A 25,308-nucleotide genomic window follows, 5' to 3' on the forward strand; every position below is an offset into this window, starting at 1 on the left:
ATATTTCTGCATTTTACGATGAAAAGCCAATGTTAGCGTTTTCATTACGTAAAATGTAGATAAGTTATATAAAAGAGTTAAAGGGGTGTCATAAAATGAATGCGATTACAATTGTAATAGGATCGATTTGTATATTGATGATTGCTTATCGTTTATATGGAACGTTTATGGCTGCCAAGGTGTTAAAGTTAAATGATGCAACACCAACACCAGCACATGAATTTAATGACGGAAAAGATTACGTTCCTACGAATAAATGGGTGACTTTTGGTCATCATTTTGCGGCGATTGCTGCTGCTGGTCCATTAGTTGGGCCGATATTGGCAGCCCAATTCGGCTACCTGCCTAGTTTACTTTGGTTATTGATCGGTGCGGTTATTGGGGGAGCGGTACATGATGCGGTCGTATTATTTGCCTCTATGCGCCGAAAAGGGAAATCATTATCAGAAGTGGCAAAGGAAGAAATGGGACCTGTTGCCGGATTTTGTACAGGCTTAGCGATGCTTTTTATCATTACGATTACGATGGCCGGTCTATCGATGGTTGTGTTAAATGCATTGCAAAATAATCCATGGGGTACTTTCTCGGTTGGTATGACGATTCCGATTGCAGTCGGAGTGGGAATCTTTTATAAGAAGACAGGAAATTTAAAACTGACAACAACAGTAGGGTTTATTTTAATCATGGTTGGCGTGTTTGTTGGTCCATATATAGAAGGAACAGCATTAGGCGACTTTTTAACATTAGATACAAAAACATTGGCTATTATTTTACCTATTTATGCGTTCTTTGCTGCCGCTTTACCAGTATGGTTATTGCTTGCTCCGCGCGATTATTTGAGCAGCTTCATGAAGATTGGTGTATTTGCTGCTTTAATCATTGGGGTGTTTATTATTAACCCATCGATTAAAATGCCGGCTCTTACAGACTTTATCCATGGCGGTGGCCCGGTAATGGCTGGTCCGGTATGGCCGTTTATCTCCATTACGATTGCTTGTGGCGCTATCTCTGGATTCCATGCCTTTGTCGGCTCGGGTACAACACCAAAAATGCTTGATCGATGGACAGATATTAAAGTTGTTGGTTTTGGTGCAATGTTAGTAGAATGTGTAGTGGGGATTATGGCATTAGTAGCAGCAACTGCATTACAGCCTGCTGACTACTTTGCTATTAACTCTACACCGGAAGTGTTTAAAACATTAGGAATGCATGTTTCACAGCTGCCGCATCTTGCCAGTGAAATTGGTTTAGGATTAGAAGGACGTACAGGAGGGGCTGTAACACTTGCGGTTGGGATGACTTATATCTTTACGAAAATTCATTGGTTCTCCCATTTAGCGCCGTACTTCTTCCAATTTGTTATTATGTTTGAAGCGGTATTTATTTTAACAGCAATCGATTCAGGTACTCGTGTAGCACGTTATTTAATTCAAGATTTCTTTGGTGAAATTTATAAGCCTCTGAAGAAAACCGATTGGTTGCCAGGATCTATTTTTGCTAGTGCAGTTGCGTGTCTATTATGGGGTTATCTTCTCTTCTCAGGAGATATCGGATCTGTTTGGGCACTATTCGGAGTTTCTAATCAATTAATGGCTTCCATCGGATTAATCGTTGGAGCAACCGTTATCTTGAAAATTGCAGATAAGAAGCGATATATGCTGACTTGTTTAATCCCTCTTGCTTATTTATATGTAACAGTGAACTACGCGGGATACTGGATGGTTAAGAACGTATACTTAAATCATGCAGCTGCCGGTTATAGCCTTCTAAATGGTGTATTGTCTATCATCATGCTCGTTCTTGGCTTAGTGATCATGATTACAGCAATTAAGAAATGGATTGAATTGTTAAGCACTCCACACGTAAAGATGGAAAAGATGTCTACGGGAAATATTTAATCAGATGGAAAAAGAGCAGGGAGTTTTCTCTGCTCTTTTTACTTTGACTTTTGAAGTTTATTTCTATCAGGAGCCCCCGGCGGTTTTTCCAACCATTTACGGTCGACTAGAATGTCAAACCCCTGTTTAGAATATAAAAGGATCTCCGCAATAAATTTACTATAATGGGCAGACAAATCTGTTCTAAATGATAAGGAAAGTGCATGGCCGATAAGGGTGACGTCAATGGCATTTAATGCGGAAAATAGCGTCATGACAAGCTTATCTGAAAATGGTGATTCGGTTGAATCTGTGACCTCCATATTTATCGGCACAAGCCCTAGAAGATCTTCTTTCATTAAAACTTCGTTAAAAAGATTAATTTGTTTCTCTGAAATTTGCTTCCCTTTTTTCAAGTACTCTTTAATTTCCGGATCCTTAATTACTTGAAGTAAGCCAGTACAAAGCAAAATGGCGAAATAATTTCGTTCAATATTTGAAAAAATTTCTGTAATCTCTACCACATTTAAGGGACGCTTTTTTCCAATAAACCCATTTATATACCATTCCTTTTGGATATATTGTACCTCTTTAGGATAAGGAATCATTGGCGGCCGATCATATATCCCCTTTGATAACAATAAAGTAGTGGAGGCCTTATATAGATCAGTGTTTTCTTTTACAATAGACGTGAAAAAATCCTGTAAATCTAAACGGCTAATATCAGTGGTGATGAAAGAATATAAGATCATGTCCATTTTACTAAGCGAATACACAAAGGTTAAGGCAAAAGGGTCATAAAATAAAGGTGGTGCCTCTAAGTTAATGTCTTGATCGGTATATCCATCCGGAATTGGAATTCCTTCTTGTGTAAAAAGTTCTCTCAAATAATGCAATCTTTTATTCGAGGATGATAAAGCTTGTTCGAGAATGGCTTTTATCTCAGAATCCTTCATATGATGGTGAAAATACGTAATTAGGCACCACTCCATACTGCTGTTCATATAAGTGGACCAAAGTCCGCCAATTTCAGCGCTTGTAAGTCTTTGTGCCAATTTATGACCCTCCCTCTAAGTAAACGTAGTATTAGAATTTGATAAATAGGGGAATTCTATTCGTAATGAGAGGGTTCGTTATTATTTGTAATGAAATTTTTTTGTTCAGAACAAAAGCGAAAGCGTCATGTTCATCGTTAGAAGATAGGCGCTGAAGCAGACGTAGACCATTCTTTTAAGGTGGTAATAAATATTTAAGCAATGAAAAAGACCGTCTATTTGACGGCCTTAAGATGGTTAATTTTTATACGTAAAATCACATTCCTGAAGCGGAACTACTTTCGTTTTCTTTGTAAACTTATAGCCGAGCCACACAATAATAAATAATGGCAATCCGATATAGGACACTAAAATTCCGTTCCAATCAATTTTATCGGCTAAAAAGGCAGGATAGTTTTGTCCAAGAATCACGATAGCACATAGAATAAAAGCGAAAATCGGACCGAATGGAAATAGCTTAGATCGATATGGAAGCTCTTTTAAATCCCGGCCTTGTGCTACATATGCTTTACGGAAGCGGTAATGGCTAATGGCAATTCCAAGCCATGCGATAAAGCCCGACATCCCGGAAGCATTTAATAACCAAGTGTATACAACCCCATCTCCGAAAAGGGAAGCAAGGAAAGCTAATGTTCCAATTAAAGATGTAACAATTAAAGCATTGACCGGTACACCGTTTTTGTTTAACTTCGCCAAAAACTTTGGAGCTTTTCCTTGTCGTGCTAGGTCCCAAAGCATTCGTGTAGAAGCATACATTCCTGAGTTACCAGCAGATAATACGGCAGTTAAAATAATAGCATTCATAACAGACGCGGCAAATGCAATCCCGGCTTTATTAAATATAATCGTAAATGGACTCATTGTAACATCAGAATCTGCTAAGCTTTTATCTGTGTATGGAATTAATAATCCAATGACAAGAATTGCTAAAACGTAAAACAGAAGGATTCGCCAAAATACTTGTTTTACTGCTTTTGGAATACTTTTCTCAGGATTATCACTTTCTCCAGCTGCAATTCCCAGAAGCTCTGTCCCTTGAAAGGAGAAACCGGCAGCCATAAAGATTCCAAGCATCGCCATAAATCCTCCATGGAAAGGAGCATCTCCTATTGTAAAGTTTTTAAAGCCAACCGGGCTATTTCCCATAATCCCGAAGATCATTAAAAATCCGGTAATAATAAACACAATAACGGTAATAACTTTTATAATGGCAAACCAAAATTCCGCTTCTCCAAAGCCTTTAACAGAAAGATAGTTCAGTAAAAACATGATAATTAAACAAATTGCACTCCAAATGATAGATGGAGTATGCGGAAACCAGAATTTCATAATAATGGTTGCTGCTGATAATTCCGCGGCAATCGTAATCGCCCAGTTATACCAATAATTCCAACCAAGTGCAAATCCGAGAGAAGGATCGACGAATTTGGTGGCATAAGTACTAAAAGTACCGGCGACTGGCATATAGGCAGCCATTTCCGCTAGACTGGTCATTAAGAAATAAACCATAATTCCAATTAATAAATAGGCAACGATAACTCCTCCTGGACCCGCGGTATGGATAGCTCCTCCACTTGCAAGGAAAAGTCCCGTTCCGATTGTCCCACCGAGAGAAATCATCGATAAATGACGTGATTTAAGGCTCCGCTTTAAAGTTTGAGGCTCACTTTTAGCTTGTTTTGCATTTGATAATGAATGTGTTTCCAAAGTTGTCACTCCTTTTCATTTACTGCTGGTGTCCAGATACCACATCTCTGGGTGTCAGTCACCATGCATTTCATGTCCAGCTTCGGTGCCTATCGATTAGCGGGTTCGTAAACCGTACGTCGATGGGCAAGGCGCTTTTCTTCGAAGGAGTGGGGAATCAAAAAAGCCATCGAAAGTAAAATCGACGGCTTATCACAATACCCCGCATCATACCTTCCGAAAGATAGCACAACACGTTTGTCTGGTAAGAACAAACGTGACAGTTCTGTTCCTATTTGGAGACAGCCCCAGCCAAATAATTCAAAGAAAATGATTTGACTTCGGCGACTATTCCTTTCAAACGGAGTCTTCGGTGTTCTTTGCACCTCGTCCGTCCTACTATTAAAAGTCGCGACCTCTACCTCACCGGTCTGATGAGGATTTTAATATTTAATTAGTACAGTGATTAATTATAAGGGATATTCGACAAAAATCAATAGATTTTGTGAATAAAATAGGAAAAAGGGATGGTGGTAATTTCCGGTAGCCCTAATAATACTGAAAATAATATTAAACGGACATGGAATCCGTTATATTAACAAAATGACCCTAATTTAAGCTCTTAGCGGACACTGAGTCCGTTATTTGCGAAAAAACATTAGGAATTCATTGCTTTTTTACAAAATAACGGAACCTGTGTCCGCGAAACTTAGGTAAGAACCTATTTTGTCACACATAACGGAACTGGTGTCCGTCAAATTAACCAATTCAGTTTTCTACTTGAACAGAACTACTTTTTAAAATGGTAAGGTAGTGTCGCCACAACGATATCCTTACTCCATAGAAGCCTTGTTCGGATCAGCAAAGCAGATTGGTTATGCAGGATGTTATGCCACCTTTTTTTCGGAATAAACTGCGGTACTAAAACAGTGACCACATACCCACTTTCAGCTACTTTTGACTGAATGGTTTCGAGAAATTTACATAATGGATATATAATGCTTCGGTATGATGAATGAAGTGTCACTAATCGCACTCCATTGTTCAACTCTGCCCATTTTTGTTCCATTCTTTTTTCATCTTCCCGATCAAATGCCACGTAAACTGCAATCACTTCGTCCGTAAGCGATTTTGCGTAATTAATTGATCGTTCTACAACAGTTGTAATACCGGCAACTGGAACAATAAACACATTCCCGTTAATTTTTTCGAGAACTGGATGAGAGCAACGCAATTGTTCACTAACCGCTTTGTAATGTTTATTAATAGTATGGAAAAGGTATACGACTGCTGGTAAAAAGATGACAACAAACCATACTTGATGGAACTTTGTAACAAAAATAATCGCAAAAACAAGGAACGAAATAAGGGCACCAACTAAATTAATAATTAATTTTAACATCCAGCCATTTGGCTTTTGTTTAATCCATTTAATAATCATCCCGGTTTGAGATAAGGTAAACGGAATGAATACCCCGACTGCATAAAGCGGAATCAAATGCTCTGTTCTTGCTTTAAATCCAATGATTAATAATATAGAAGCAATACTTAAAAAGATGATTCCATTTGAATAGCCTAAGCGGTCTCCCCGCATCGTAAACATCCTTGGCATATATTTATCTCTAGCGAGGTTATATGCGAGCTGTGGAAAAGCGGAAAAACCCGTATTTGCAGCAAGGACAAGGATAATGGCTGTTACTGCTTGTATAAAGTAATAAACATAATTTCTCCCAAATGTATGAGAAGCAATTTGGGAAACAACTGTTTCTGTCGCCTTTGGACCAATTCCGTACCAGTAGGATAAAAACGTAATACCACTAAATAGTACTGCCAGTATTCCGCCCATCATTGCTAATGTCGTTGCTGCATTTTTAGGAGCTGGGTCCTTAAAGTTAGGGATAGCATTCGATATAGCTTCTACTCCAGTTAATGCGGAACATCCTGATGAAAAAGCACGAAGCAGCAAGAATAAGGAAATTCCAGCAACCGGTGTCCCTAAATGCGGATGCAGATTAGGCGATATTTGCCCTGTTGCCACTCTATATACACCCACAATAATTAAAAGGATAATGGCAAATACAAATATATAGACAGGGTAGGCTAACACAGATGCTGACTCTGTTAGTCCTCGTAAATTCAAAATGGTAATAAAAATAACAAGAAATATAGCAATTTCTACGCTGTAAGGATGTAAGACAGGAAAAGCAGATGTAATGGCATCTGTTCCTGAAGAAATACTAACGGCAACCGTTAATATATAATCGACAAGCAAGGATCCGCCTGCAATTAGTCCGGGATTTACCCCGAGATTTTCCTTCGAAACCAAATAGGCTCCGCCACCTTGTGGATAAGAAAAAATAATTTGTCTGTAAGAAAGGGTTAGCGCCAATAAAAGGAATAAAACCCCCACTGCGATTGGAATGTTATACCAAAAGGCTGCAGTACCGATTGTAGCTAATACAATTAAAATTTGCTCTGTCCCATAAGCTACAGATGAAAGGGCATCCGATGAAAGAATGGCTAGAGCTTTTAATTTAGATAATTTCTGTTCGCCTAATTCATGGGATTTCAACGGTCTTCCGATTAATAATCGTTTAATTGAACTGTACATGGATGATTCTCCTTAAAGATGTGTTCACTTTAGTATTGTTTCTAAAAAAGCAAAGATGTATAAATTTTTATTTTCTTTTACGGCAACACAAAAAACCACAGAAGGGATGTAGCCTTCTGTGGTCAGTAGTTTACGATCACAAGCTTTCATTCCTCTCTATACGCTTACGAGGTTAGCTGTCGGATTCGGACATGAGAGAATAGCCCTACCTTATAAAGGATTCACCCCAAGTGAACAATCAATTCACAAGTATGGGTCCCCCGCTCCAATTGGATTAAGCGTTATTCGATGTTAAAATTTATATTAAAAATATACTCCCATCATTTTCACTTGTAAAGATGTGATTTTTCCTTTTTTAAGTCTATTTTTTAAACGAGGTTGCTTTTGTTGGCGAAAACTTTATATACATTAAAAAAAGATGCTCAAAAACTAAATGATAATAAGTTTTATAACAACGAAAACAACCTTTTAAATCTACAAAAGCAGACAGTTTAAGTCTATTTTTTAAGGGGAAAATATTATGGATATCAGCAGTTGAAATAAGCCTAAAATAGGAATATGATATGATTATTGAGGACTAATTTCAGAGTATTTATTCTAACCCGTAAATTTAGTTTTACTTCTAAAGTGAAGGGAGTGGCAAGAGTGGGTAATTTAGGATTTGGTGAAGTATTAATTATCCTAGTTGTAGCATTATTGATTTTCGGTCCATCGAAGCTGCCTAAATTGGGTAAAGCTGCAGGCGAGACATTAAGAGAATTTAAAAAAGGTATGAATGGAATCATCTCAGAAGATGAGGAAATAAAAAAAGAGGAAAATAAATAGTGGAAATATAAATCTAAGTGACCATAGGCTTAACAAGTTTATGGTTTTTTGTTTGCTTTTTTATGATGTAAAGAGTCGTTTACTTGGGATTATTTTTTCTTATGTCTAAACTTAAAAAATTTATAATTTTCTTATCGACTTTCTTTTTGTATATTTAACGTATTCAATTGGAGAAAGTAGGGTACAGCATGAGTCGACTTAGTTTAAAAGGATTTCATCCTATCGTGTGGACATTACTGGGAGGTACTGTTTTTGCAAGGGGAGCAAGTTTTATGGCGATGCCTTTTTTAGCCTTATACTTATCCCACACAGAAGGTATACATCCTGTAATCATAGGTATCATTGTGGGGATTGGTCCATTATCCGGTACAGTAGGTGGATTTATAGGTGGGCACTTGTCGGACCGTTTTGGACGAAAAGTAATTATGCTTTCCTCCGTTTTTACTTGGGCATTTGTATTTATTGGATTTTCTTTTGCGAAGGATCCATTGGCTTTTTTTCTATTAAATGCCCTGAATGGAATATGCCGCTCGTTTTTTGAACCTACGAGTCAAGCACTGATGGCGGACTTAACAGAACCGGAAAAAAGATTAAGAGTATTTGCGCTTCGTTATACAGCGATCAATATTGGTGCAGCTGTTGGCCCGTTACTTGGCGCATATTTTGGTGTAGTATCGTCGACTGTAACATTTTTGATTACAGGGTCTTTTTATTTAATCTATGGTGTGATCCTAGCTAGTTTATTGAGGAAATATAAAGTAAAGTTGAGTCATCAGGTGAAGAAAGTGTCAACCATTAAAGATGCATTCAACATTATCAGATTGGACTCTTCTTTAAGATTCTTTATTATCGGCGGGATACTTGTGAATATTGGATATTCCCAAATAGATTCCTCCTTACCGCAGCATTTGGGCAGGATGATTGAAAATGGACCTGTATTATTTTCATTATTATTGTCCATAAATGCTATAACGGTTGTTGTACTACAAATTCCACTCAGTCATCTTGTAGAGAAATGGCGTGTCTTGCATGTGATGATGCTTGGCAGTTTCTTCTTTGTTTTAGGATTCTTGTTCATGGGATTTGCTGGCTTCTGGATAAGCTTTATTATCTCGATGGTTTTATTAACGATTGGTGAAATTTTTCTTTTCCCATCCACGAGTGTGTTCATTGATCAAATCGCTAAGGAAGAATTACGTGGGACGTACTTCGGTGCTGCCCAATTTCGTTCTATTGGAAATTCTGTAGGTCCAGTGATGGGAGGATGGATATTAAATCAGTGGAATGGTCACTGGCTATTTTGGATGATGGCTTTCATTGTAACGGTTAGTATATACTTTTTTCTTGCAGGAAGCAGAAGGCAGCTCGAATCTGTTGTTGGTTTAAATAATTCATAATTTATAAGGAAAAAAGTTATAACAAATAGCGGTTTCGTGTTATAGTGAAAATTGAAGTTCATATTCACCTAATGAAGGAAAATATGGATATAAAAAAGATATTTATATATGATGACGATAATATAATTGGAATGAAAAGATAAATTATAAGGGGATATGAAAAACTGATGGATGTACTGCTAATGCTTATACAAAAAAAGAGCGTTAAAAGGATAATTATTTTTGCTCTTATTGCAGTTGTTTTGTACTTTCTAAGGAGCATGATCAATTTAATCCTTCTAACATTTATTTTTACCTTTTTAATGGATCGATTAGTGAATTTTGTCACAGATAAAATTCCTATCAATCGAAAACTTACAGTTGTTATAGTATATTGTTTGATCGTTGGGTTATTGTCCTTAGGGATTGTGAAATATTTGCCTGTCATTATTTCAGAAATTTCACAGCTTGTTAAACAAGTAACTACTTTTTACACTCAGCCTCATAATAACAAAGTGTTGAATTATGTCGTAAACATGATTAACAGCTCTAAAATTTCGTCATATTTAGAGCATGGCGTCACTTTTGTTTTTACTTACTTTACAGGGATTGGCAAAGTCTTTGTGCAAGTACTAATGTCTATATTGCTAAGTTTGTTTTTTCTATTAGAAAAAAAGCGTTTGATTGATTTTACGAAGAAGTTTAAGCATAGTAAAATAGCAGCTTTTTATAATGAAATAGAATTTTTTGCGGAAAAATTTATTCGTTCGTTCGGAAAAGTAATCGAGGCACAGTTCATTATTGCAATTGTCAATACAGTGTTAACAACCATTGCGTTGTCCATTATGCATTTTCCACAATTATTTGGGTTAGCAATATTAATCTTTTTCCTCGGCCTGATTCCTGTGGCAGGGGTAATCATCGGATTTATTCCGTTAAGTTTAATAGGCTACAGTATTGGCGGAGTGATGCTGGTTGTATATGTCATTATCACAATCCTGGTAATACATGCACTTGAAACATATATATTAAATCCTAAGTTAATGTCATCCAAAACAAATCTGCCCATTTTCTACACCTTTATGGTTTTAATTTTTTCAGAGCACTTTTTTGGTGTATGGGGGTTAATTGTTGGTATTCCAATTTTTATGTTCCTTTTAGACGTATTAGATGTAACGAATAAAGATCATGAGATTAAAGAGGAAATTAAATAGTACAAAAGTCAAGATTGAATAGATGTTTTATTAAAACACGTTAGCTTTTTAAAAGTTAACGTGTTTTTTGTGTGCCTATTTTTACATCGAAATGGTACTTTTGTACTATTTTATCCATTAAGGTAATTAGTGGGAGGAATTTTTCGTGAAAAGTCGAAATATATATAATTATGAAGATTTGTAAGATTATAAATTTATCTTCATAACAAAGAGTAGACCTTAGTCCTATTCTTTTTATTTTTTACATCTTGGGGGGGTTGGATTGATATCGTTTCAAAATGTTAATAAACATTATGGCCAATTTCATGTACTAAAGAATATTAATCTTGAGGTGCAGGATGGAGAGGTAGTAGTAGTCATTGGTCCATCAGGATCTGGTAAGAGCACGATGCTGCGCTGTATCAATCGCTTAGAAACGATTACAGATGGAGATTTATCAGTCAATGGGTTCAAGGTCAATGATAAAAAAACAAATATTAATGATTTGCGCAAGAATATTGGAATGGTCTTTCAGCACTTCAATCTTTATCCGCACAAAACGGTTCTCCAAAATATTACCCTTGCACCCATTAAAGCATTAGGGGTCGATCCAAAGAATGCGGAAGAAACGGCCATGTATTACTTGGAAAAGGTCGGTATTCCGGATAAAGCAAAATCCTATCCATCACAATTATCCGGCGGACAACAGCAAAGGGTGGCCATTGCGAGAGGTCTTGCGATGAAACCGAATGTCATGCTTTTTGACGAGCCTACATCCGCACTTGACCCTGAAATGATTGGGGAAGTATTAGAGGTTATGAAGTCACTTGCTAAGGAAGGGATGACGATGGTTGTCGTCACACACGAAATGGGCTTTGCCAAAGAAGTGGCAAACCGCGTCGTTTTTATGGATCAAGGCCAAATATTAGAGGAGGCCAGACCAAGCGAGTTTTTCGCTAATCCCAAAACAGAAAGAGCACAAATATTTTTGAAAAGGGTATTGAATCATTAAAAAAGAATAGCTAGAGGTGGTTGTGGGATTTAAAATGTAATACCTAGTGCTGAACGTGCATAAAGGTAAGTCATATAACCACTTATTAGTTATATAAAGAAAATTTAAGGGGGAAGAGTCTTTGAAAGGTTTAAAAAAGGTATTGTTTCTTGGGCTGATTTTTACGTTGGTTGCTGCTATGTTTGCTGGATGCGGGAAGAAAACAAATGGGGATACAAGTAAAGATACTCTTCAAGAAATAAAAGACCGTGGAAAGTTTGTTGTAGGTGTAAAGTACGATACGAATTTATTCGGCTATAAGGATCCAAAAACCGGTGAGGTAACGGGATTTGATGTTGATATTGCTAAAGCATTGGCGAAGAAAATCCTTGGAGATGAAAATAAGGTAGAATTAGTGGAAATTACTTCAAAAACTCGTGTTCCTAAGTTAAATAATGGAGATATTGATGCCATTATAGCTACTATGACTATAAGTGAAGAACGCAAAAAGGAAGTTGATTTTTCTGATGTGTACTTCATGGCAGGTCAATCATTATTAGTTAAAAAAGGAAGCCCTATTAAAAGTGTTGCTGACTTAAAAAAAGGAACAAAAGTATTAGCGGTGAAAGGATCAACATCAGTTGATAATGTAAAAAAAGCAGCACCTGATACCGAAGTGTTAGAATTTGAAAACTATGCAGAAGCCTTTACAGCTTTGAAGGCAGGCAAAGGTGATGCGCTTACTACGGATGATTCCATTCTTTATGGTATGGCAGACCAAGACAACAATTATCAATTAGTTGGCGGGACCTTTACAGAGGAACCTTACGGAATCGCAGTTAGAAAAGGACAGAAGAAATTCCAAGAGTATATTAATAAATTCTTAAAAGAACTAAAGGATAGCGGAGAATACGATCAAATTAAAAACAAATGGATTAAACAGCAATAAAAAATAGTAAGGTAAACGGAGATGAGTGCGGGCGCTCATCTCCTTTATAAAGGAGGGAGAAGATTGCTGGATTTCTCCATACTAACAAATTACTTTGATATGTATATGGAAGGATTTCTAAATACTTTAAAGATTAGTCTAATCGGACTTGTTGGAAGCTTTATTTTGGGTGTTATTATTGCGGTTTTAAGAATTGCACCATTTCGGTTATTAAATTTTATTGGGGCATGCTACGTGGAATTTATTCGGAATATACCGGTATTGGTAATTGCCTTTTTCTTTTATTTTGGGCTAAGTGTATATGTGAATATGAGCGGATTTGTTGCTGGTACAATTGCGTTAACCATTTATACTTCCGCTTTCATTGCAGAAGCTGTGCGGGCAGGAATTCAATCCGTAGACAAAGGGCAGATGGAAGCAGCACGTTCAACGGGATTAACGTATACGCAAGCAATGAGAATGATTATTTTGCCGCAAGCTATTAAAATTGTTATTCCGCCGATTGGCAATCAATTTTTGAATCTGGTGAAAAATTCTTCCATCATGGCAATGATTGCGGGGATGGACCTTATGTATTTTGCTGATGCCGTCCATGAAAAAACATATGTTACATTTGATACATATATTTTTGTGGCAATGTTTTATCTAGTTATTACAATCCCATTAAGCCTCCTTGTCAATTATTTAGAGAAAAGAATGGCTAATGCCTACTAGGGAGGAGTGAAAAAATGGATTTTGCAGGTGCTTATCAAGCAGGAAATCTGCTGTATATGTTGAAAGGGTTCGCTGTTACATTAGAGGTTGCTTTTATTTCTATTATATTAAGCTTTGCGATAGGAAGTTTATTAGGGATTTTACGTTATTCCAAAATTCCCGTCGTATCACATATCGTCTTATTAGTGGTAGAGATTATCCGAAATCTCCCACTTCTGCTAATCATCTTTTTTGTTTATTTTGCCTTGCCAGAAATCGGAATCAAATTTGAAATTAAGTCAGCCGCCATTGTTGCATTAACGATTTTTGAATCAGCGATGATTTGTGAAATTGTCCGAAGTGGTCTAAATTCTATCGAAAAAGGTCAAATTGAAGCGGCTCGCTCTTCGGGGCTAACATACATTCAAACAATGAGGTTCATTATTTTGCCGCAAGCGCTTAAGCGAATGATCCCTCCGTTAGTGAGTCAATTTATTTCACTTCTAAAAGACACTTCCCTTGCTATCATTATCGCCTTACCGGAGCTTCTGCATAATGTGAAGGGTATATATAGTGGAAATGTTAACTACGTTATCCCGAGTATTATTTTGGCAATCCTTATGTATTTTGTCGTAAATTATGCCTTATCGCTAGTTGCTAGGAGGCTTGAAAAACGATTAGATACAAACAGAAGGAATAGTGCAAAATCGGGAAAAGTGAAAAATACTGCTGCCTCAGGCGGGGTTTCAATGTAATATTTTTACTCATAAAAGTAGACATCTGATGGATTGTCTGCTTTTATTATTGTGCGCCCGGCATGGGTGTAGTCTCTAGGGTGAAAGTCCCGAACTGTGAAGGCAGAAGTAGCAGTTAGCTTAACGCAAGGGTGTCCGTGGTGACGCGGAATCTGAAGGAAGCGAGCGGCAAACTTCCGGTCTGAGGAACACGAACTTCATACAAGGCTAGGTATCATTGGATGAGTTTGCAATACAAAACAAAGTCCTTTCTGCCGAAGGTGATACAAAGTAAATGAAGCAGATAGATGGAAGGAAAGATTGCACTCTTACCCGGGGAGGTCTGGTTGATACGCCAAGTACACTTGGTAACCTATCTAGTAATGGATAGCTGAACAATCAGAAGTCAGCCGAAGTCGTAGTACTTGGTTTGCTCGAGAGAATCAAGGAAGGACTGAACCATTTTAGGAGAACAAACACTCGGCAAACGGTTCTTTATGTATGAAAGCAGAAAATTCTTACGGAACCTACCTGAAAGGAAGAAATGGTGAATTCCATGGGGGACTTCGGGAGGGCTTAGTAAAGAACCCACTTAATGAGAATGTATTGTTCACGTAGAAAGGATAAATCTCAATGTTAATGGAACGAATGCTGTCACGGGAAAATCTTTTACTGGCATTAAAGCGAGTAGAAAAGAACAAAGGAAGTCATGGAGTAGACAATATGTCCGTAAAAGACCTACGAAGACATATTCTCGAAACGTGGGATACACTTAAAACATCCTTAATGGAGGGTACTTATCAACCTTCTCCTGTCCGTCGGGTTGAAATCCCAAAACCGAACGGTGGAGTAAGGTTATTAGGTATCCCAACCGTGACAGACCGTTTCATCCAACAGGCGATTACTCAGATTTTAACCCCTATCTTCGACCCGACTTTTTCAACACAGAGCTATGGTTTTCGACCAAACAAACGAGGTCATGACGGTGTTAGACAAGCGAAGAAATATATCGAAGAGGGATACCGATGGGTAGTCGACATGGACTTGGAGAAATTCTTTGATAAAGTCAATCATGATAGATTAATGCGGACTCTATCCAAAAGGATTCAAGACAGAACGCTCCTATCACTAATTCGGAAGTATCTACAGTCTGGCATTATGATTAATGGAGTCATAACGAAATCCGAGGAGGGTACGCCCCAAGGTGGACCATTAAGTCCTTTACTCTCCAATATCGTTCTAGATGAACTAGACAAAGAGTTAGAAAAGAGAGGGCACAAGTTTGTCCGATACGCAGATGATTGTAATATCTACGTAAAATCGAGAAGAGCCGGAGAGCGAGTAATGGACTCGATTACTACTTTCATTGAATTTACTCTAAAACTAAAGGTGAATCGAGAAAAGTCAGCTGTAGACAGACCTTGGAAAAGAAAGTTTTTAGGTTTTAGCTTCACATTTCATAAGAAACCGAAGGTGCGGATGTCAAACCAAAGTATTCAACGTGTCAAGAAACGGATACGAGAATTAACTTCAAGGTCAAAACCAATTCCAATGGATTATAGAATAGAGAAGCTGAATCAATATTTGATTGGCTGGTGCGGATATTATGCATTAGCAGATACACCCACTATTTTCAAAGAATTAGACGAATGGATTAGAAGGCGTCTCAGAATGTGCCAATGGAAAGAATGGAAGAAACCAAAAACCAAAGTAAGAAAACTCATTGGATTAGGGATTCCAAAAGAGAAGGCATACGAATGGGGAAACTCTAGAAAGAAATATTGGAGAATAGCCAGAAGCCCAATCCTACAGAAAACCCTCACAAACTCCTATTGGGAGATGCGAGGGCTGAAGAGTCTTTATGTGAGATATTCTCAACTACGTCAGACATAAATGGAACCGCCGTATACGGAACCGTACGTACGGTGGTGTGAGAGGTCGGGGGTTAGTCACCTCCTCCTACTCGATTTTAACAGAATTAAACATTACGAGGTGTCATATGCATATCGTTATTTCAGGCGGAAGCGGGTTTTTAGGAAAAAGACTGCAAATGTATCTTATAAATAATGGACATCAGGTGACCATCTTAACAAGAAGCTTAGATGGGCACCAAAAACTAGAAGGTGTAAAAATGGTCGAGTGGATGAATAAAGGCAATCATCCGGAAGCGGAGCTTAAAGGTGTAGACGCCATCATTCATTTAGCGAGTGAATCCATAAGTGGTTCCCGATGGACAAAAGCGAAGAAGGAAAGAATTCTCTCCAGTAGATTAAATACAACAAAAGAAATCTATAGGATTATTGCCAATCTGGAAAAAAAGCCACAGGTTCTCATTAATGCTTCGGCAGTTGGGTATTATGGGATGTCGGAAACGGAAACTTACACAGAATATAGTCGAAGCGATGCAAATGATTTTTTAGCAAGCGTTGTAAAAGAGTGGGAAAGGGAAGCGGGGAAGGTAAAAGAGTTAAATGTTCGAACGGTTTTCACAAGATTCGGTGTCATTCTTGGAGATGGGGGAGCATTGCCATTAATGGTCCTACCCTACAAATTAGGTGTTGGTGGTACGATGGGAAACGGAAAACAATGGATTTCCTGGGTACATGTTGATGATGCGGTGCAAATGATCGCTTATGCAATTACTCATCCTAATATTAATGGCCCTATGAATATTACGGCACCTAATCCTGTACGAATGAAGGAATTCGGTCAGACAATTAGTAAGGTTTTAAGTCGCCCGCACTGGCTGCCTGTTCCAAGCGTTGCTATGAAACTTGGGTTGGGTGAAATGAGTGATATGATATTAAAGGGACAGCGTGTTCTACCGGAACTTGCGAGGAAGCATGGCTACACCTTTCAATATTCAAATTTAAATGATGCATTAGAAAATATTCTCGGAAAATAATTTTAAAAGATACCTTTTGAACAGTTCATAATAAACGTATTACGACTTTATTTTAAGACCAAACGAGATAATCCGCTTAAAGTAAATTAGGTTAGAAATAATTCAACTTGGAAAAACAATTATTTATATGTAATTTAAGGTAATATAATCTCAGGGAACTACAGGGGGGCGAAAAGTGAAAAGAGTCTATTTAGCTAGTCCATTTTTTAATGAAAAAGAGATGGAATATTTGGAGCAGGTTGAGGCAATTTTAGCAGAAAAGGGATTGCAAGTGTTCTCACCGTTCCGAAATCCAATTGACAAACAAGTTGAGGTTGGTTCACGTCAATGGTCCATTGAAACATTTATGAAAGACATTAAATATATTAAGTGGTCTGAAATAGTTGTAGGTATCTACCATGGTAACTATTCAGACAGTGGAACAGCCTGGGAACTCGGTTATGCTTTTGCTACTGGGAAGCCTGTAATTTTAATACATGTTGGTGAAAACAGTAATCTAATGGTGCATGAAGGTGCACATGCCAATATTACACTTGAAGAACTGAGAGATTATGACTTTAACCAACTTGCGAGTTCTTTCTATACAGGTGATATGCTTTAAAGTTTATATTGTATAATAAAATTACAACTTGACATTTGCCAAAAAAATGAATATAGTAATAAAAAATTATAATGAAACGTTGAAAAGGATTAGTAAAATGTTTTTCGTCTTTTATAGAGAGGAAATCAATTGGTGAAAGATTTCTAAAGACTGCATTTGAACCTGCCTTGGAGTTCTGTATCGATTTAAACTAAGATACATGCGGAAATATCCGTTATCAAGCAAAGTGTACAGCTTCTCTTTAGCTGTAAATAAGGGTGGTACCACCAGGCCTCGGTCCCTTTTTGGACTCGAGGCTTTTTTGCGTTTATATTAAATTCGAAAGGAAGAAATGACGTGGCAAAGGATAAAAAATTTGTTGAAGAAATCACGGCAATGGAAGACGACTTCGCACAATGGTATACAGATGTTGTCAAAAAGGCTGATTTAGTAGATTACTCATCTGTAAGAGGGTCCATGATTATTCGCCCTTACGGATATGCGATTTGGGAAAATATCCAAAGCGTTTTGGACCGTAGAATTAAAGAGACAGGGCATGAGAATGTTTATATGCCATTACTAATTCCTCAGAGCTTGCTTCAAAAAGAAAAAGATCATATTGAAGGATTTGCTCCAGAAGTTGCATTGGTAACACATGGCGGATCAGAAGAATTAGCAGAGCCTCTAGTAGTTCGACCTACTTCCGAAGTTTTATTTGGAGAACATTATGCAAATATTATTCATTCTTACCGTGACCTGCCAAAGCTTTATAATCAATGGGCAAATGTTGTTCGTTGGGAAAAAACAACAAGACCATTCTTGCGCTCACTAGAATTTTTATGGCAAGAAGGACATACATGTCATGCTACAGAAGAAGAAGCAGCAGAGGAAACTCGCAAAATGCTAGAGGTATATGCAGAGGTTGTAGAAAACTATCTGGCTGTACCGGTATTGAAAGGGCAAAAAACGGAGAAAGAAAAATTTGCTGGTGCAAAGTTTACTTTAACCATTGAAAGCCTAATGCATGATGGAAAAGCACTTCAATCAGGGACATCCCATCATTTAGGAACAGGATTTGCAGAAGCATTTGGCATCCAGTTCACAGATAAAGATGGCAAGCTCCAAACGGTAAATCAAACATCCTGGGGTATTACAACTCGACTAATCGGCGCATTAATCATGGTTCATGGGGATAACCGCGGTCTTGTTGTACCACCAAGAATTGCACCAAAACAAGTAATGATCGTGCCAATCGCACAGCATAAAGAAGGCGTCTTAGATAAGGCATATGAATTGAAAGACCAATTGAGCAAAGTTGCTCGTGTTGATATTGATGCAAGCGATAAAATGCCGGGCTGGAAGTTCAATGAGTATGAAATGAAAGGTATCCCTGTCCGTTTAGAAATTGGACCTAAGGATATTGAAAAAGGTCAAGTTGTATTGGCAAGACGTGATACAAGTGAAAAAATCATTGTACCAATCAATGAACTAGAAACAAAAATTCCAGCGTTGCTTGAAGAAATTCAAAACAATTTATTCGAAAAAGCGAAAAAGCACCGTGAAGAAAAAACATCTATTGCTTACAACATGGATGAATTTAAAACGAATTTAGTTGAAAATCCAGGCTTTATTAAAGCTATGTGGTGTGGAAGCGAAGCGTGCGAAAACTTCATCAAAGAAGAAACTGCTGCAACTTCCCGCTGTATGCCATTCGAACAAGAGCATCTCGCCGATAAATGTGTATGCTGTGGGGAAGAAGCTAAGCACCTTGTTTACTGGGCAAAAGCATACTAAAACAATAATGAAAGGGTGTCAGGCACCAGATTATAATCGTTCTAATCTGGTGCCTGACACCCACTTTTATTTTACAATTCTTTTTGCACCAATAAAGCGAGCTTTCCAATATTTATCAGACATTTTCACTACTTTAACACCTTTAGATGTTGCACCGATGAATTTTCCATCTCCAATGTAGATGGATACGAAGGAAACCTTGCCTTTCTTTTCACCAGTTGCATAGAAAACAAGATCACCTTGTTGTAACTCTTTTAGCTTCACGGGTTTGCCGATTTTATATTGGTCAGCACTGGTGCGTGGAATGACCATTTCTGTTGCTGCATCTTTGTATACAAACTTGGTAAAACCACTTGCATCAAAACCTTTAGGAGTAGTTCCTCCATATTTAAATTTTGCCCCATTATAAAGCTGAGCGACTGCAGTTACTTCTTCCCCGTAATTAATTGACGCAGATGCCTTCGAAAAAGGCACTAGTAACATTGTTGCAGCAAAAATAAAAACGGCTAAGATTACTGCAAGAAGATTAGATTTCTTTATTGTTACCCCCACGAAAAAACCCCCTATTTTTCTGTATATTTTCAAACACCATTTAATATATGAAAGAACTATCGGGATGATTCTAAAGTTTTAATTTTAAAATAAAAGGACAAAAAACCTCTCTGCAAATTAGAGAGGTTTCAGTCATTAAAATATTAACGCATCAATTGCGTATGTCCCAGGTCCAACTAACGCAACACCAATAGCTACAACGATTAATAATAAATTGTATTCATATCCATTTGGTTTAATCCAGCCATTTGGGCCATGTACCTTTGCGATAGCTACAATCATTGTGAGGGCAATTAAAATAGCTCCAATTGGAGTCAATAAACCAAAAGCAAAAAGCAATCCGCCAACTAGTTCGCCTAAACCAGCAAGAAATGCCATCGTTTTTCCGGGTGTGATTCCAATGGACTCAAAAAAACCGCCTGTACCTGCAAGACCATGGCCGCCAAACCATCCAAATAATTTTTGGGAGCCATGTGCTGCAAAGGATGCACCTAAAATAACTCGAATTAATAGTAAACCTAAACTCGCTAAAGCACTCATCTATATTTTCCTCCTTAAATGTTCAAATTCATTTAACAGTTTTTATTATAGTTACTTACAAATAGTTAGTCAATAACTAAAATATATTAAGTTAATTTATAAAATTAAGAATTCGCAAACATCAGAATCAAAAATAAAAAAAGAACCCTTCAAAAAGGGTTCCACCTATTCAACACATATCCATTTATCCGCCCAATGCTGTACTTCATCTAAGACAGGCATAATAGCATGACCTTTGTCTGTTAAACGATATTCGATCCGAACTGGGGTTTCCGGATAAACCTCCCGAACGACTATATCTTCTGCTTCCAATTCTTTAAGACGGTCTGAAAGCATTTTTTGGCTTATATGTGGAATTTGATCAGCAATTTCATTAAATCTTTTTGGTCTTTCAATGAGCACGCGAATAATTACCCCGACCCATCGTTTGCCCAATAACTGAAATGCCTTTTCAAATTTAGGACATAGACTAAATCCTTCCATCCTTGTTACACCTCCTAAAAGGATAATCCATTGATTAAACCTTATTTCCTATTATACACCTTTTTACTGCTTACTAAAAGTAAGTAAGTTTAATTGAACTTTTTTGTGAATTTCTGCATGATTCGTGGAAAAACGGGGTAAATAAAAGAAAATGGACAAGGAGGAAGATATTATGACGAAAATTAGCAGTATCAACAAAGCGGTTCTGGCGGGTATTGGTATAGCAGGGATCTCGTATTTGTCCTCCAAGAATAATCGTCAAAAGGCACGTGTAATGCTTCAAAATGCAAAGGTAAAAGCAGACTCCTGGATTACAAAAATGAAACATAAAAAATCTTCATTAACAAAGGTGGGACATTCAGACCCTTATGATTTTGAAGATCATCAAATGTTAAGTGAAGGTGCAATGTATGGAGTTGATTATTATAATCAGGAAGAACAACAATCATAACTAATGCTAAGAAAATTTGTAGATAAGATGGAAGTTTAAATTCATTTGAGCATCTCGAGTCTGTTTGAGTCAAAAAAGAGTGTTTACAGGTACGGTCTACAAGTATTGATGACAAGAAAAGGACTTCAACTTCAAGGGTTCTCACAGTTTGTGAGAGCTTTTTTTTATTTTTCATTTCTCACAATTTAGGAATGAAAAATTGGTCAAGTTGTGATTGAAATATAGGAATGAAGTTCCTTTATGCACGGATTTCCGTTACCTAACGGAAAAACAATATGTGTTATTGTAAACGCTTATATACTACTATAGGACTATCAGATAATTCTAAATTTCAATTATTAATGACTAACTATTTAGGAGGAAATCATCATGAAAAGAATTTTGTTAGCGTGTTCATCCGGTATGTCAACAAGTTTATTAGTATCAAAAATGAAAGAAGCAGCGGCTGAAAAGGGAATTGAAACGGAAATTTGGGCTGTTGCCCAAGACAAAGCTTTTGAGGATATAAAAAAAGCGGATGTCTTATTAATTGGACCACAAATGAGGTTCTTAAAGGGGAAATTTACCAAAGTTGCGGAGGAAGTCGGTATTCCATTGGATGTGATTGATCCTGTCGCATATGGACGTGTAGATGGGGCTGCTGTATTGAATAAGGCTCTTCAGCTAATTGGTAACTAAAACAAAGTTTAGGGGGGAAACAAATGAATAAATTCATGGGAGTATTGGAAAATGTCTTATTGCCTATTGCAGATAAGCTAAATAATAACCGTTATTTATCTGCATTGCGTGACGGATTTATGGTGGCGTTACCTTTAATTATTTTTGGGTCAATCTTTGTCGTTATTGCAAATTTTCCATTCCTTGATAAGGTCATAAGCGCTGATGCCTATGCAAAATATCAGGACGCTTTAGGACCAGCATCTGCCGCAACTCTAAGTATCATGGGACTATTTGTGATTATCGGTATAGGTTATAAATTGACACAATTTTATAAGGTTGATGCAATATATGGCGGTGTTGTTGCGTTAGCATCCTTTCTTATCCTGACACCGCAAGTAGTGGAAAAAGTAACTGGTGTTATTCCAACAGCAAGTCTCGGAGCACAAGGAATGTTCTTAGGAATTTTTACAGCTTTTATTTCAAGTGAACTTTATCGCATTTTTGTTCAAAAGAATTGGACCATTAAAATGCCTCCAGGTGTCCCTGATGCCGTATCAAGGTCATTTAGTGCATTGATTCCCATTACCTTGACATTAACAATCTTTTTAGTAGTACGCATCCTTTTTAGCTATACACCATATGACACCGTTCAGAACTTCATTTATACGATTATTCAACAACCTTTAACACATTTAGGAAGCGGTTTACCAGCTACGATTGTTGCCGTACTATTAATTCAAATCTTCTGGTTTTTCGGATTGCATGGTCAAATTATTGTCAATTCTGTCTTTGACCCGATTTGGTATGCATTAAATGACGACAACTTAAAGGCTTTCCAAGCAGGTACGGAGCTGCCGCACGTTATTACAAAGCAATTTATTGATTCATTCCTTGTGGGTATGGGTGGATCTGGTATGACATTAGCTGTTGTCTTTTTAATCTTTTTAATTGGGAAAAGCAGACAGGTAAAAGAACTTGGAAAGCTTGGCGGGCCAGCTGGTATATTTAACGTAAATGAACCAATCATCTTTGGTTTGCCAATCATTATGAACCCATTAGTTCTTATTCCTTGGCTTTTAGCTCCGGTTATTGTAACGATTGTTACGTATGTTGCGATGTCAACTGGATTGGTTCCACGTCCAGCTGGTGTGATTGTACCGTGGACGACGCCAGTTGTTTTGAATGGATTTTTAGCCACAGGAAATGCTTGGCAAGGCGGGGTTTTACAGGCTATCAACTTTTTAATAGTAGCAGTGATTTGGTGGCCATTCTTGAAAATATTAGATAAGAATTATTATGAAACGGAAAAATATGAATCTAATTCTAAAGCAAGCTAACTTTTGTTAGCAAAGATGCCCTGTTAGGAATTAAGGGCATCTTTAGATTTTCTGTCAGGACAAACACATTAGAGGAGACTAACATATGGATACGATAACAGAGATTGCATTCCAAATTATCTTATATGCTGGCAACGGTAGATCCAATGCGATGGAGGCAATTCAAGCAGCAAAGGAAGCAAATTTTGAAGAAGCGGATCAATTAATTCAAGCTGCAAGTACAGAACTTGGAAAGGCCCATGGCTATCAAACAAAGTTGCTTCAGGAAGAGGCAAGCGGTGAAGGTGCTGCTGTGAACGTTATTCTTGTTCATTCACAGGACCATTTAATGACTGCGATGACAGTGAGAGATTTAGCGATTGAAATTATTGAAATCTATCGAAATAAATAAACCAACCGTACAGAAAATATGAAGTCATAAATCTATGAAGCTAATTTCCTTAGATTCATGCATCGGAGGGTACAGTATGTCTAATAAATATATTTTCCCAGAAGGATTTTGGTGGGGAAGCGCAACGTCAGCAACACAAATAGAGGGGGCCGCACATGAAGGCGGCAAGGGCGAAAATATTTGGGATCACTGGTATCAACAAGAACCAGATCGCTTTTTTGAAAATATTGGTCCTGAAACAACATCGGATTTCTATCATCGTTATAAGGAAGATATTCAATTAATGAAGGAAATCGGGCATAACACTTTTCGTATGTCGATTTCTTGGTCACGATTAATTCCTGGAGGACGTGGTGAAGTAAATCAACAAGCAGTTGATTTTTATAATCATGTGATTGATGAACTGATAGCAAACGATATCGATCCATTTATAAACCTTTTCCATTTTGACATGCCGCTGGAATTACAAAATGAAGGTGGCTGGGAAAGTAGAGAGGTTGTCAAAGCTTATCAACATTACGCAAAAATTGCATTCGAGCTATTTGGGGATCGTGTAAAGAAATGGTTTACCTTCAATGAACCGATTGTACCAGTGGAAGGTGGTTATCTATATGATTTCCATTATCCGAATGTAGTAGATGGAAAGCGTGCAGCACAGGTTGCTTATAACACGATGGTTGCTCATGCCAAAGCAGTTGCAGCTTTCCGTGAATGTAACATGAAAGATGGAAAGATTGGAATTATTTTAAACCTAACCCCATCCTATCCAAGAAGCCAGCATCCTGCAGACTTAAAGGCATCACGGATTGCGGATTTATTCTTTAATCGAAGCTTCCTTGATCCAGCTGTTTTGGGTGAATATCCAGAGGAATTGATACAAATTTTGCAGGAATATGATCAACTTCCAATCACTGAAAATGGTGACAAAGAGCTGCTAAAAGCCGGAAAGGTCGATATTTTAGGAGTCAATTATTATCAGCCGCGCCGAGTAAAGGCGAAGGATCATTTACCAAATACTGAGGGTCCATTCATGCCGGAATGGTTCTTCGATCTATATGAAATGCCTGGCCGAAAGATGAATCCATATCGTGGTTGGGAAATATACGAAAAGGGCATCTACGACATAATGATCAATCTGAAAGAGAATTACGGGAACATCGAATCCTTTATCTCTGAAAATGGTATGGGTGTACAGAATGAGGAAAGGTTTGCAGAAAATGGAGAAATCCAAGATGATTATCGAATTGATTTTATTCGTGAGCATTTAAAATGGCTGCATAAAGCGATTGAAGAGGGCTGCAATGCAAAGGGATATCATCTGTGGACATTCATGGATAATTGGTCATGGATGAATGCTTATAAAAATCGCTACGGTTTTATCTCTGTTGATCTTCATACACAAAAACGCACGCTGAAGAAAAGTGCGTATTGGATAAAGGAAGTATCCGAAAATAATGGTTTTTAGATCTGAGAAGGTTGAAAAATACCATGAAGTAAAATGTCTGAAAGGTTCTGGTTCTTAAAGAACTGGAACCTTCATCTTGAATTATTTATTCAAAGAAACACAAAAGAGAGGAAAATAGAAGAAATTTTCTTATGTTTATGGCATGCTAATAAATAAGAGA

Annotated in this window: 23 protein-coding genes, 2 riboswitches and 1 other annotated feature; of the genes, 17 read left to right on the forward strand and 6 right to left on the reverse strand. The window is 37.5% G+C overall.

The features are described 5' to 3' along the window. Positions 1-95 precede the first annotated feature (95 nt). Positions 96-1,898 (forward strand): carbon starvation protein CstA, encoded by a 1,803-nt coding sequence (cstA, locus tag AN964_RS01500; RefSeq protein WP_055738028.1) that lies wholly within the window; start codon positions 96-98, stop codon positions 1,896-1,898. A 38-nt stretch (positions 1,899-1,936) separates the two neighbouring features. Here the strand turns inward: cstA and AN964_RS01505 are convergent, their stop codons facing one another. The 3 genes from AN964_RS01505 to AN964_RS01515 form a co-directional block, all read right to left on the reverse strand. Continuing rightward, a complete protein-coding gene (locus AN964_RS01505; RefSeq protein WP_235950783.1) occupies positions 1,937-2,932 on the reverse strand; it encodes a DUF3231 family protein in 996 nt (331 codons plus the stop codon). Between the two features lie 237 nt (positions 2,933-3,169). Then, complete coding sequence (locus AN964_RS01510) at positions 3,170-4,639, reverse strand: amino acid permease (RefSeq protein ID WP_055738029.1); 1,470 nt, start codon at positions 4,637-4,639, stop codon at positions 3,170-3,172. Between the two features lie 216 nt (positions 4,640-4,855). After that, positions 4,856-5,047: riboswitch (Lysine riboswitch) on the reverse strand. Positions 5,048-5,408: 361 nt separating this feature from the next. Further along, entirely contained in the window at positions 5,409-7,229 is a 1,821-nt protein-coding gene (locus tag AN964_RS01515) for an APC family permease (RefSeq protein ID WP_055738030.1), read from the reverse strand. Between the two features lie 147 nt (positions 7,230-7,376). Beyond that, positions 7,377-7,520: riboswitch (cyclic di-AMP (ydaO/yuaA leader) on the reverse strand. Between the two features lie 354 nt (positions 7,521-7,874). Here AN964_RS01515 and AN964_RS01520 point away from each other — a divergent pair. From AN964_RS01520 to proS, 11 genes are all read left to right on the forward strand, one after another. Then, the gene (locus AN964_RS01520; RefSeq protein ID WP_055738031.1) at positions 7,875-8,054 is read left to right on the forward strand and encodes a twin-arginine translocase TatA/TatE family subunit; all 180 of its coding nucleotides are present in this window, start codon (positions 7,875-7,877) and stop codon (positions 8,052-8,054) included. 188 nt (positions 8,055-8,242) lie between these two features. Continuing rightward, a complete protein-coding gene (locus AN964_RS01525) occupies positions 8,243-9,451 on the forward strand; it encodes an MDR family MFS transporter (protein ID WP_055738032.1) in 1,209 nt (402 codons plus the stop codon). A 167-nt stretch (positions 9,452-9,618) separates the two neighbouring features. Continuing rightward, on the forward strand, positions 9,619-10,644 hold the full coding sequence (locus AN964_RS01530; RefSeq protein WP_055738033.1) for an AI-2E family transporter: 1,026 nt from the start codon (positions 9,619-9,621) through the stop codon (positions 10,642-10,644). 262 nt (positions 10,645-10,906) lie between these two features. Further along, positions 10,907-11,635, forward strand: a complete 729-nt coding sequence (locus AN964_RS01535) for an amino acid ABC transporter ATP-binding protein (RefSeq protein WP_055738034.1) — start codon at positions 10,907-10,909, stop codon at positions 11,633-11,635. A 178-nt stretch (positions 11,636-11,813) separates the two neighbouring features. Next, entirely contained in the window at positions 11,814-12,563 is a 750-nt protein-coding gene (locus tag AN964_RS01540) for a transporter substrate-binding domain-containing protein (protein ID WP_055741091.1), read from the forward strand. Between the two features lie 63 nt (positions 12,564-12,626). Continuing rightward, positions 12,627-13,277 carry an amino acid ABC transporter permease gene (locus AN964_RS01545; RefSeq protein WP_055738035.1) on the forward strand — a complete coding sequence of 217 codons (651 nt, stop codon included), beginning with the start codon at positions 12,627-12,629 and terminating at the stop codon, positions 13,275-13,277. Between the two features lie 14 nt (positions 13,278-13,291). After that, a complete protein-coding gene (locus tag AN964_RS01550; protein WP_055738036.1) occupies positions 13,292-14,011 on the forward strand; it encodes an amino acid ABC transporter permease in 720 nt (239 codons plus the stop codon). A 612-nt stretch (positions 14,012-14,623) separates the two neighbouring features. Then, the gene (gene ltrA, locus AN964_RS01555; RefSeq protein WP_055737770.1) at positions 14,624-15,883 is read left to right on the forward strand and encodes a group II intron reverse transcriptase/maturase; all 1,260 of its coding nucleotides are present in this window, start codon (positions 14,624-14,626) and stop codon (positions 15,881-15,883) included. A gap of 106 nt (positions 15,884-15,989) precedes the next feature. After that, positions 15,990-16,895, forward strand: a complete 906-nt coding sequence (locus tag AN964_RS01560; protein ID WP_055738037.1) for a TIGR01777 family oxidoreductase — start codon at positions 15,990-15,992, stop codon at positions 16,893-16,895. Between the two features lie 175 nt (positions 16,896-17,070). Beyond that, positions 17,071-17,496: a nucleoside 2-deoxyribosyltransferase gene (locus AN964_RS01565; RefSeq protein ID WP_055738038.1), complete on the forward strand. Its 426-nt coding sequence runs from the start codon at positions 17,071-17,073 to the stop codon at positions 17,494-17,496. 70 nt (positions 17,497-17,566) lie between these two features. Continuing rightward, positions 17,567-17,781, forward strand: a binding site (T-box leader). A 90-nt stretch (positions 17,782-17,871) separates the two neighbouring features. Further along, positions 17,872-19,269 carry a proline--tRNA ligase gene (gene proS, locus AN964_RS01570; RefSeq protein WP_055741092.1) on the forward strand — a complete coding sequence of 466 codons (1,398 nt, stop codon included), beginning with the start codon at positions 17,872-17,874 and terminating at the stop codon, positions 19,267-19,269. Between the two features lie 66 nt (positions 19,270-19,335). Here the strand turns inward: proS and AN964_RS01575 are convergent, their stop codons facing one another. The 3 genes from AN964_RS01575 to AN964_RS01585 all read right to left on the reverse strand — a co-directional run bounded on the left by AN964_RS01575 (position 19,336) and on the right by AN964_RS01585 (position 20,844). Next, positions 19,336-19,821 (reverse strand): C40 family peptidase, encoded by a 486-nt coding sequence (locus AN964_RS01575; protein WP_244885856.1) that lies wholly within the window; start codon positions 19,819-19,821, stop codon positions 19,336-19,338. Positions 19,822-19,956: 135 nt separating this feature from the next. Beyond that, positions 19,957-20,361: a DoxX family protein gene (locus tag AN964_RS01580; RefSeq protein WP_055738039.1), complete on the reverse strand. Its 405-nt coding sequence runs from the start codon at positions 20,359-20,361 to the stop codon at positions 19,957-19,959. A 165-nt stretch (positions 20,362-20,526) separates the two neighbouring features. After that, positions 20,527-20,844, reverse strand: coding sequence for a winged helix-turn-helix transcriptional regulator (locus AN964_RS01585; protein WP_055738040.1), 318 nt, complete (start codon positions 20,842-20,844; stop codon positions 20,527-20,529). A 172-nt stretch (positions 20,845-21,016) separates the two neighbouring features. Here AN964_RS01585 and AN964_RS01590 point away from each other — a divergent pair, with 172 nt between their 5' ends. The 5 genes from AN964_RS01590 to AN964_RS01610 all read left to right on the forward strand — a co-directional run bounded on the left by AN964_RS01590 (position 21,017) and on the right by AN964_RS01610 (position 25,148). Next, positions 21,017-21,295, forward strand: a complete 279-nt coding sequence (locus tag AN964_RS01590; protein WP_055738041.1) for a YbyB family protein — start codon at positions 21,017-21,019, stop codon at positions 21,293-21,295. A gap of 369 nt (positions 21,296-21,664) precedes the next feature. Next, the gene (locus AN964_RS01595) at positions 21,665-21,973 is read left to right on the forward strand and encodes a PTS sugar transporter subunit IIB (RefSeq protein WP_055738042.1); all 309 of its coding nucleotides are present in this window, start codon (positions 21,665-21,667) and stop codon (positions 21,971-21,973) included. A 23-nt stretch (positions 21,974-21,996) separates the two neighbouring features. Beyond that, a complete protein-coding gene (gene celB / locus AN964_RS01600) occupies positions 21,997-23,292 on the forward strand; it encodes a PTS cellobiose transporter subunit IIC (RefSeq protein ID WP_055738043.1) in 1,296 nt (431 codons plus the stop codon). Between the two features lie 85 nt (positions 23,293-23,377). After that, positions 23,378-23,683, forward strand: a complete 306-nt coding sequence (locus AN964_RS01605; protein WP_055738044.1) for a PTS lactose/cellobiose transporter subunit IIA — start codon at positions 23,378-23,380, stop codon at positions 23,681-23,683. Between the two features lie 76 nt (positions 23,684-23,759). Then, on the forward strand, positions 23,760-25,148 hold the full coding sequence (locus AN964_RS01610; protein WP_055738045.1) for a glycoside hydrolase family 1 protein: 1,389 nt from the start codon (positions 23,760-23,762) through the stop codon (positions 25,146-25,148). The last annotated feature ends 160 nt before the right edge of the window (positions 25,149-25,308 follow it).

Source organism: Heyndrickxia shackletonii, from assembly GCF_001420715.1.
GTDB lineage: Bacteria > Bacillota > Bacilli > Bacillales > Bacillaceae_C > Margalitia > Margalitia shackletonii.

Excerpts from the sequence above, each read along its gene's own strand:
- cstA (WP_055738028.1), top strand. The coding sequence starts at position 96 with ATGAATGCGATTACAATTGTAATAGGATCGATTTGTATATTGATGATT.
- AN964_RS01515 (WP_055738030.1), bottom strand. The coding sequence starts at position 7,229 with ATGTACAGTTCAATTAAACGATTATTAATCGGAAGACCGTTGAAATCC.
- AN964_RS01525 (WP_055738032.1), top strand. The coding sequence starts at position 8,243 with ATGAGTCGACTTAGTTTAAAAGGATTTCATCCTATCGTGTGGACATTA.
- AN964_RS01530 (WP_055738033.1), top strand. The coding sequence starts at position 9,619 with ATGGATGTACTGCTAATGCTTATACAAAAAAAGAGCGTTAAAAGGATA.
- AN964_RS01540 (WP_055741091.1), top strand. The coding sequence starts at position 11,814 with ATGTTTGCTGGATGCGGGAAGAAAACAAATGGGGATACAAGTAAAGAT.
- AN964_RS01550 (WP_055738036.1), top strand. The coding sequence starts at position 13,292 with ATGGATTTTGCAGGTGCTTATCAAGCAGGAAATCTGCTGTATATGTTG.
- ltrA (WP_055737770.1), top strand. The coding sequence starts at position 14,624 with ATGTTAATGGAACGAATGCTGTCACGGGAAAATCTTTTACTGGCATTA.
- AN964_RS01560 (WP_055738037.1), top strand. The coding sequence starts at position 15,990 with ATGCATATCGTTATTTCAGGCGGAAGCGGGTTTTTAGGAAAAAGACTG.
- proS (WP_055741092.1), top strand. The coding sequence starts at position 17,872 with ATGGAAGACGACTTCGCACAATGGTATACAGATGTTGTCAAAAAGGCT.
- AN964_RS01580 (WP_055738039.1), bottom strand. The coding sequence starts at position 20,361 with ATGAGTGCTTTAGCGAGTTTAGGTTTACTATTAATTCGAGTTATTTTA.
- AN964_RS01585 (WP_055738040.1), bottom strand. The coding sequence starts at position 20,844 with ATGGAAGGATTTAGTCTATGTCCTAAATTTGAAAAGGCATTTCAGTTA.
- AN964_RS01590 (WP_055738041.1), top strand. The coding sequence starts at position 21,017 with ATGACGAAAATTAGCAGTATCAACAAAGCGGTTCTGGCGGGTATTGGT.
- AN964_RS01595 (WP_055738042.1), top strand. The coding sequence starts at position 21,665 with ATGAAAAGAATTTTGTTAGCGTGTTCATCCGGTATGTCAACAAGTTTA.
- celB (WP_055738043.1), top strand. The coding sequence starts at position 21,997 with ATGAATAAATTCATGGGAGTATTGGAAAATGTCTTATTGCCTATTGCA.
- AN964_RS01605 (WP_055738044.1), top strand. The coding sequence starts at position 23,378 with ATGGATACGATAACAGAGATTGCATTCCAAATTATCTTATATGCTGGC.
- AN964_RS01610 (WP_055738045.1), top strand. The coding sequence starts at position 23,760 with ATGTCTAATAAATATATTTTCCCAGAAGGATTTTGGTGGGGAAGCGCA.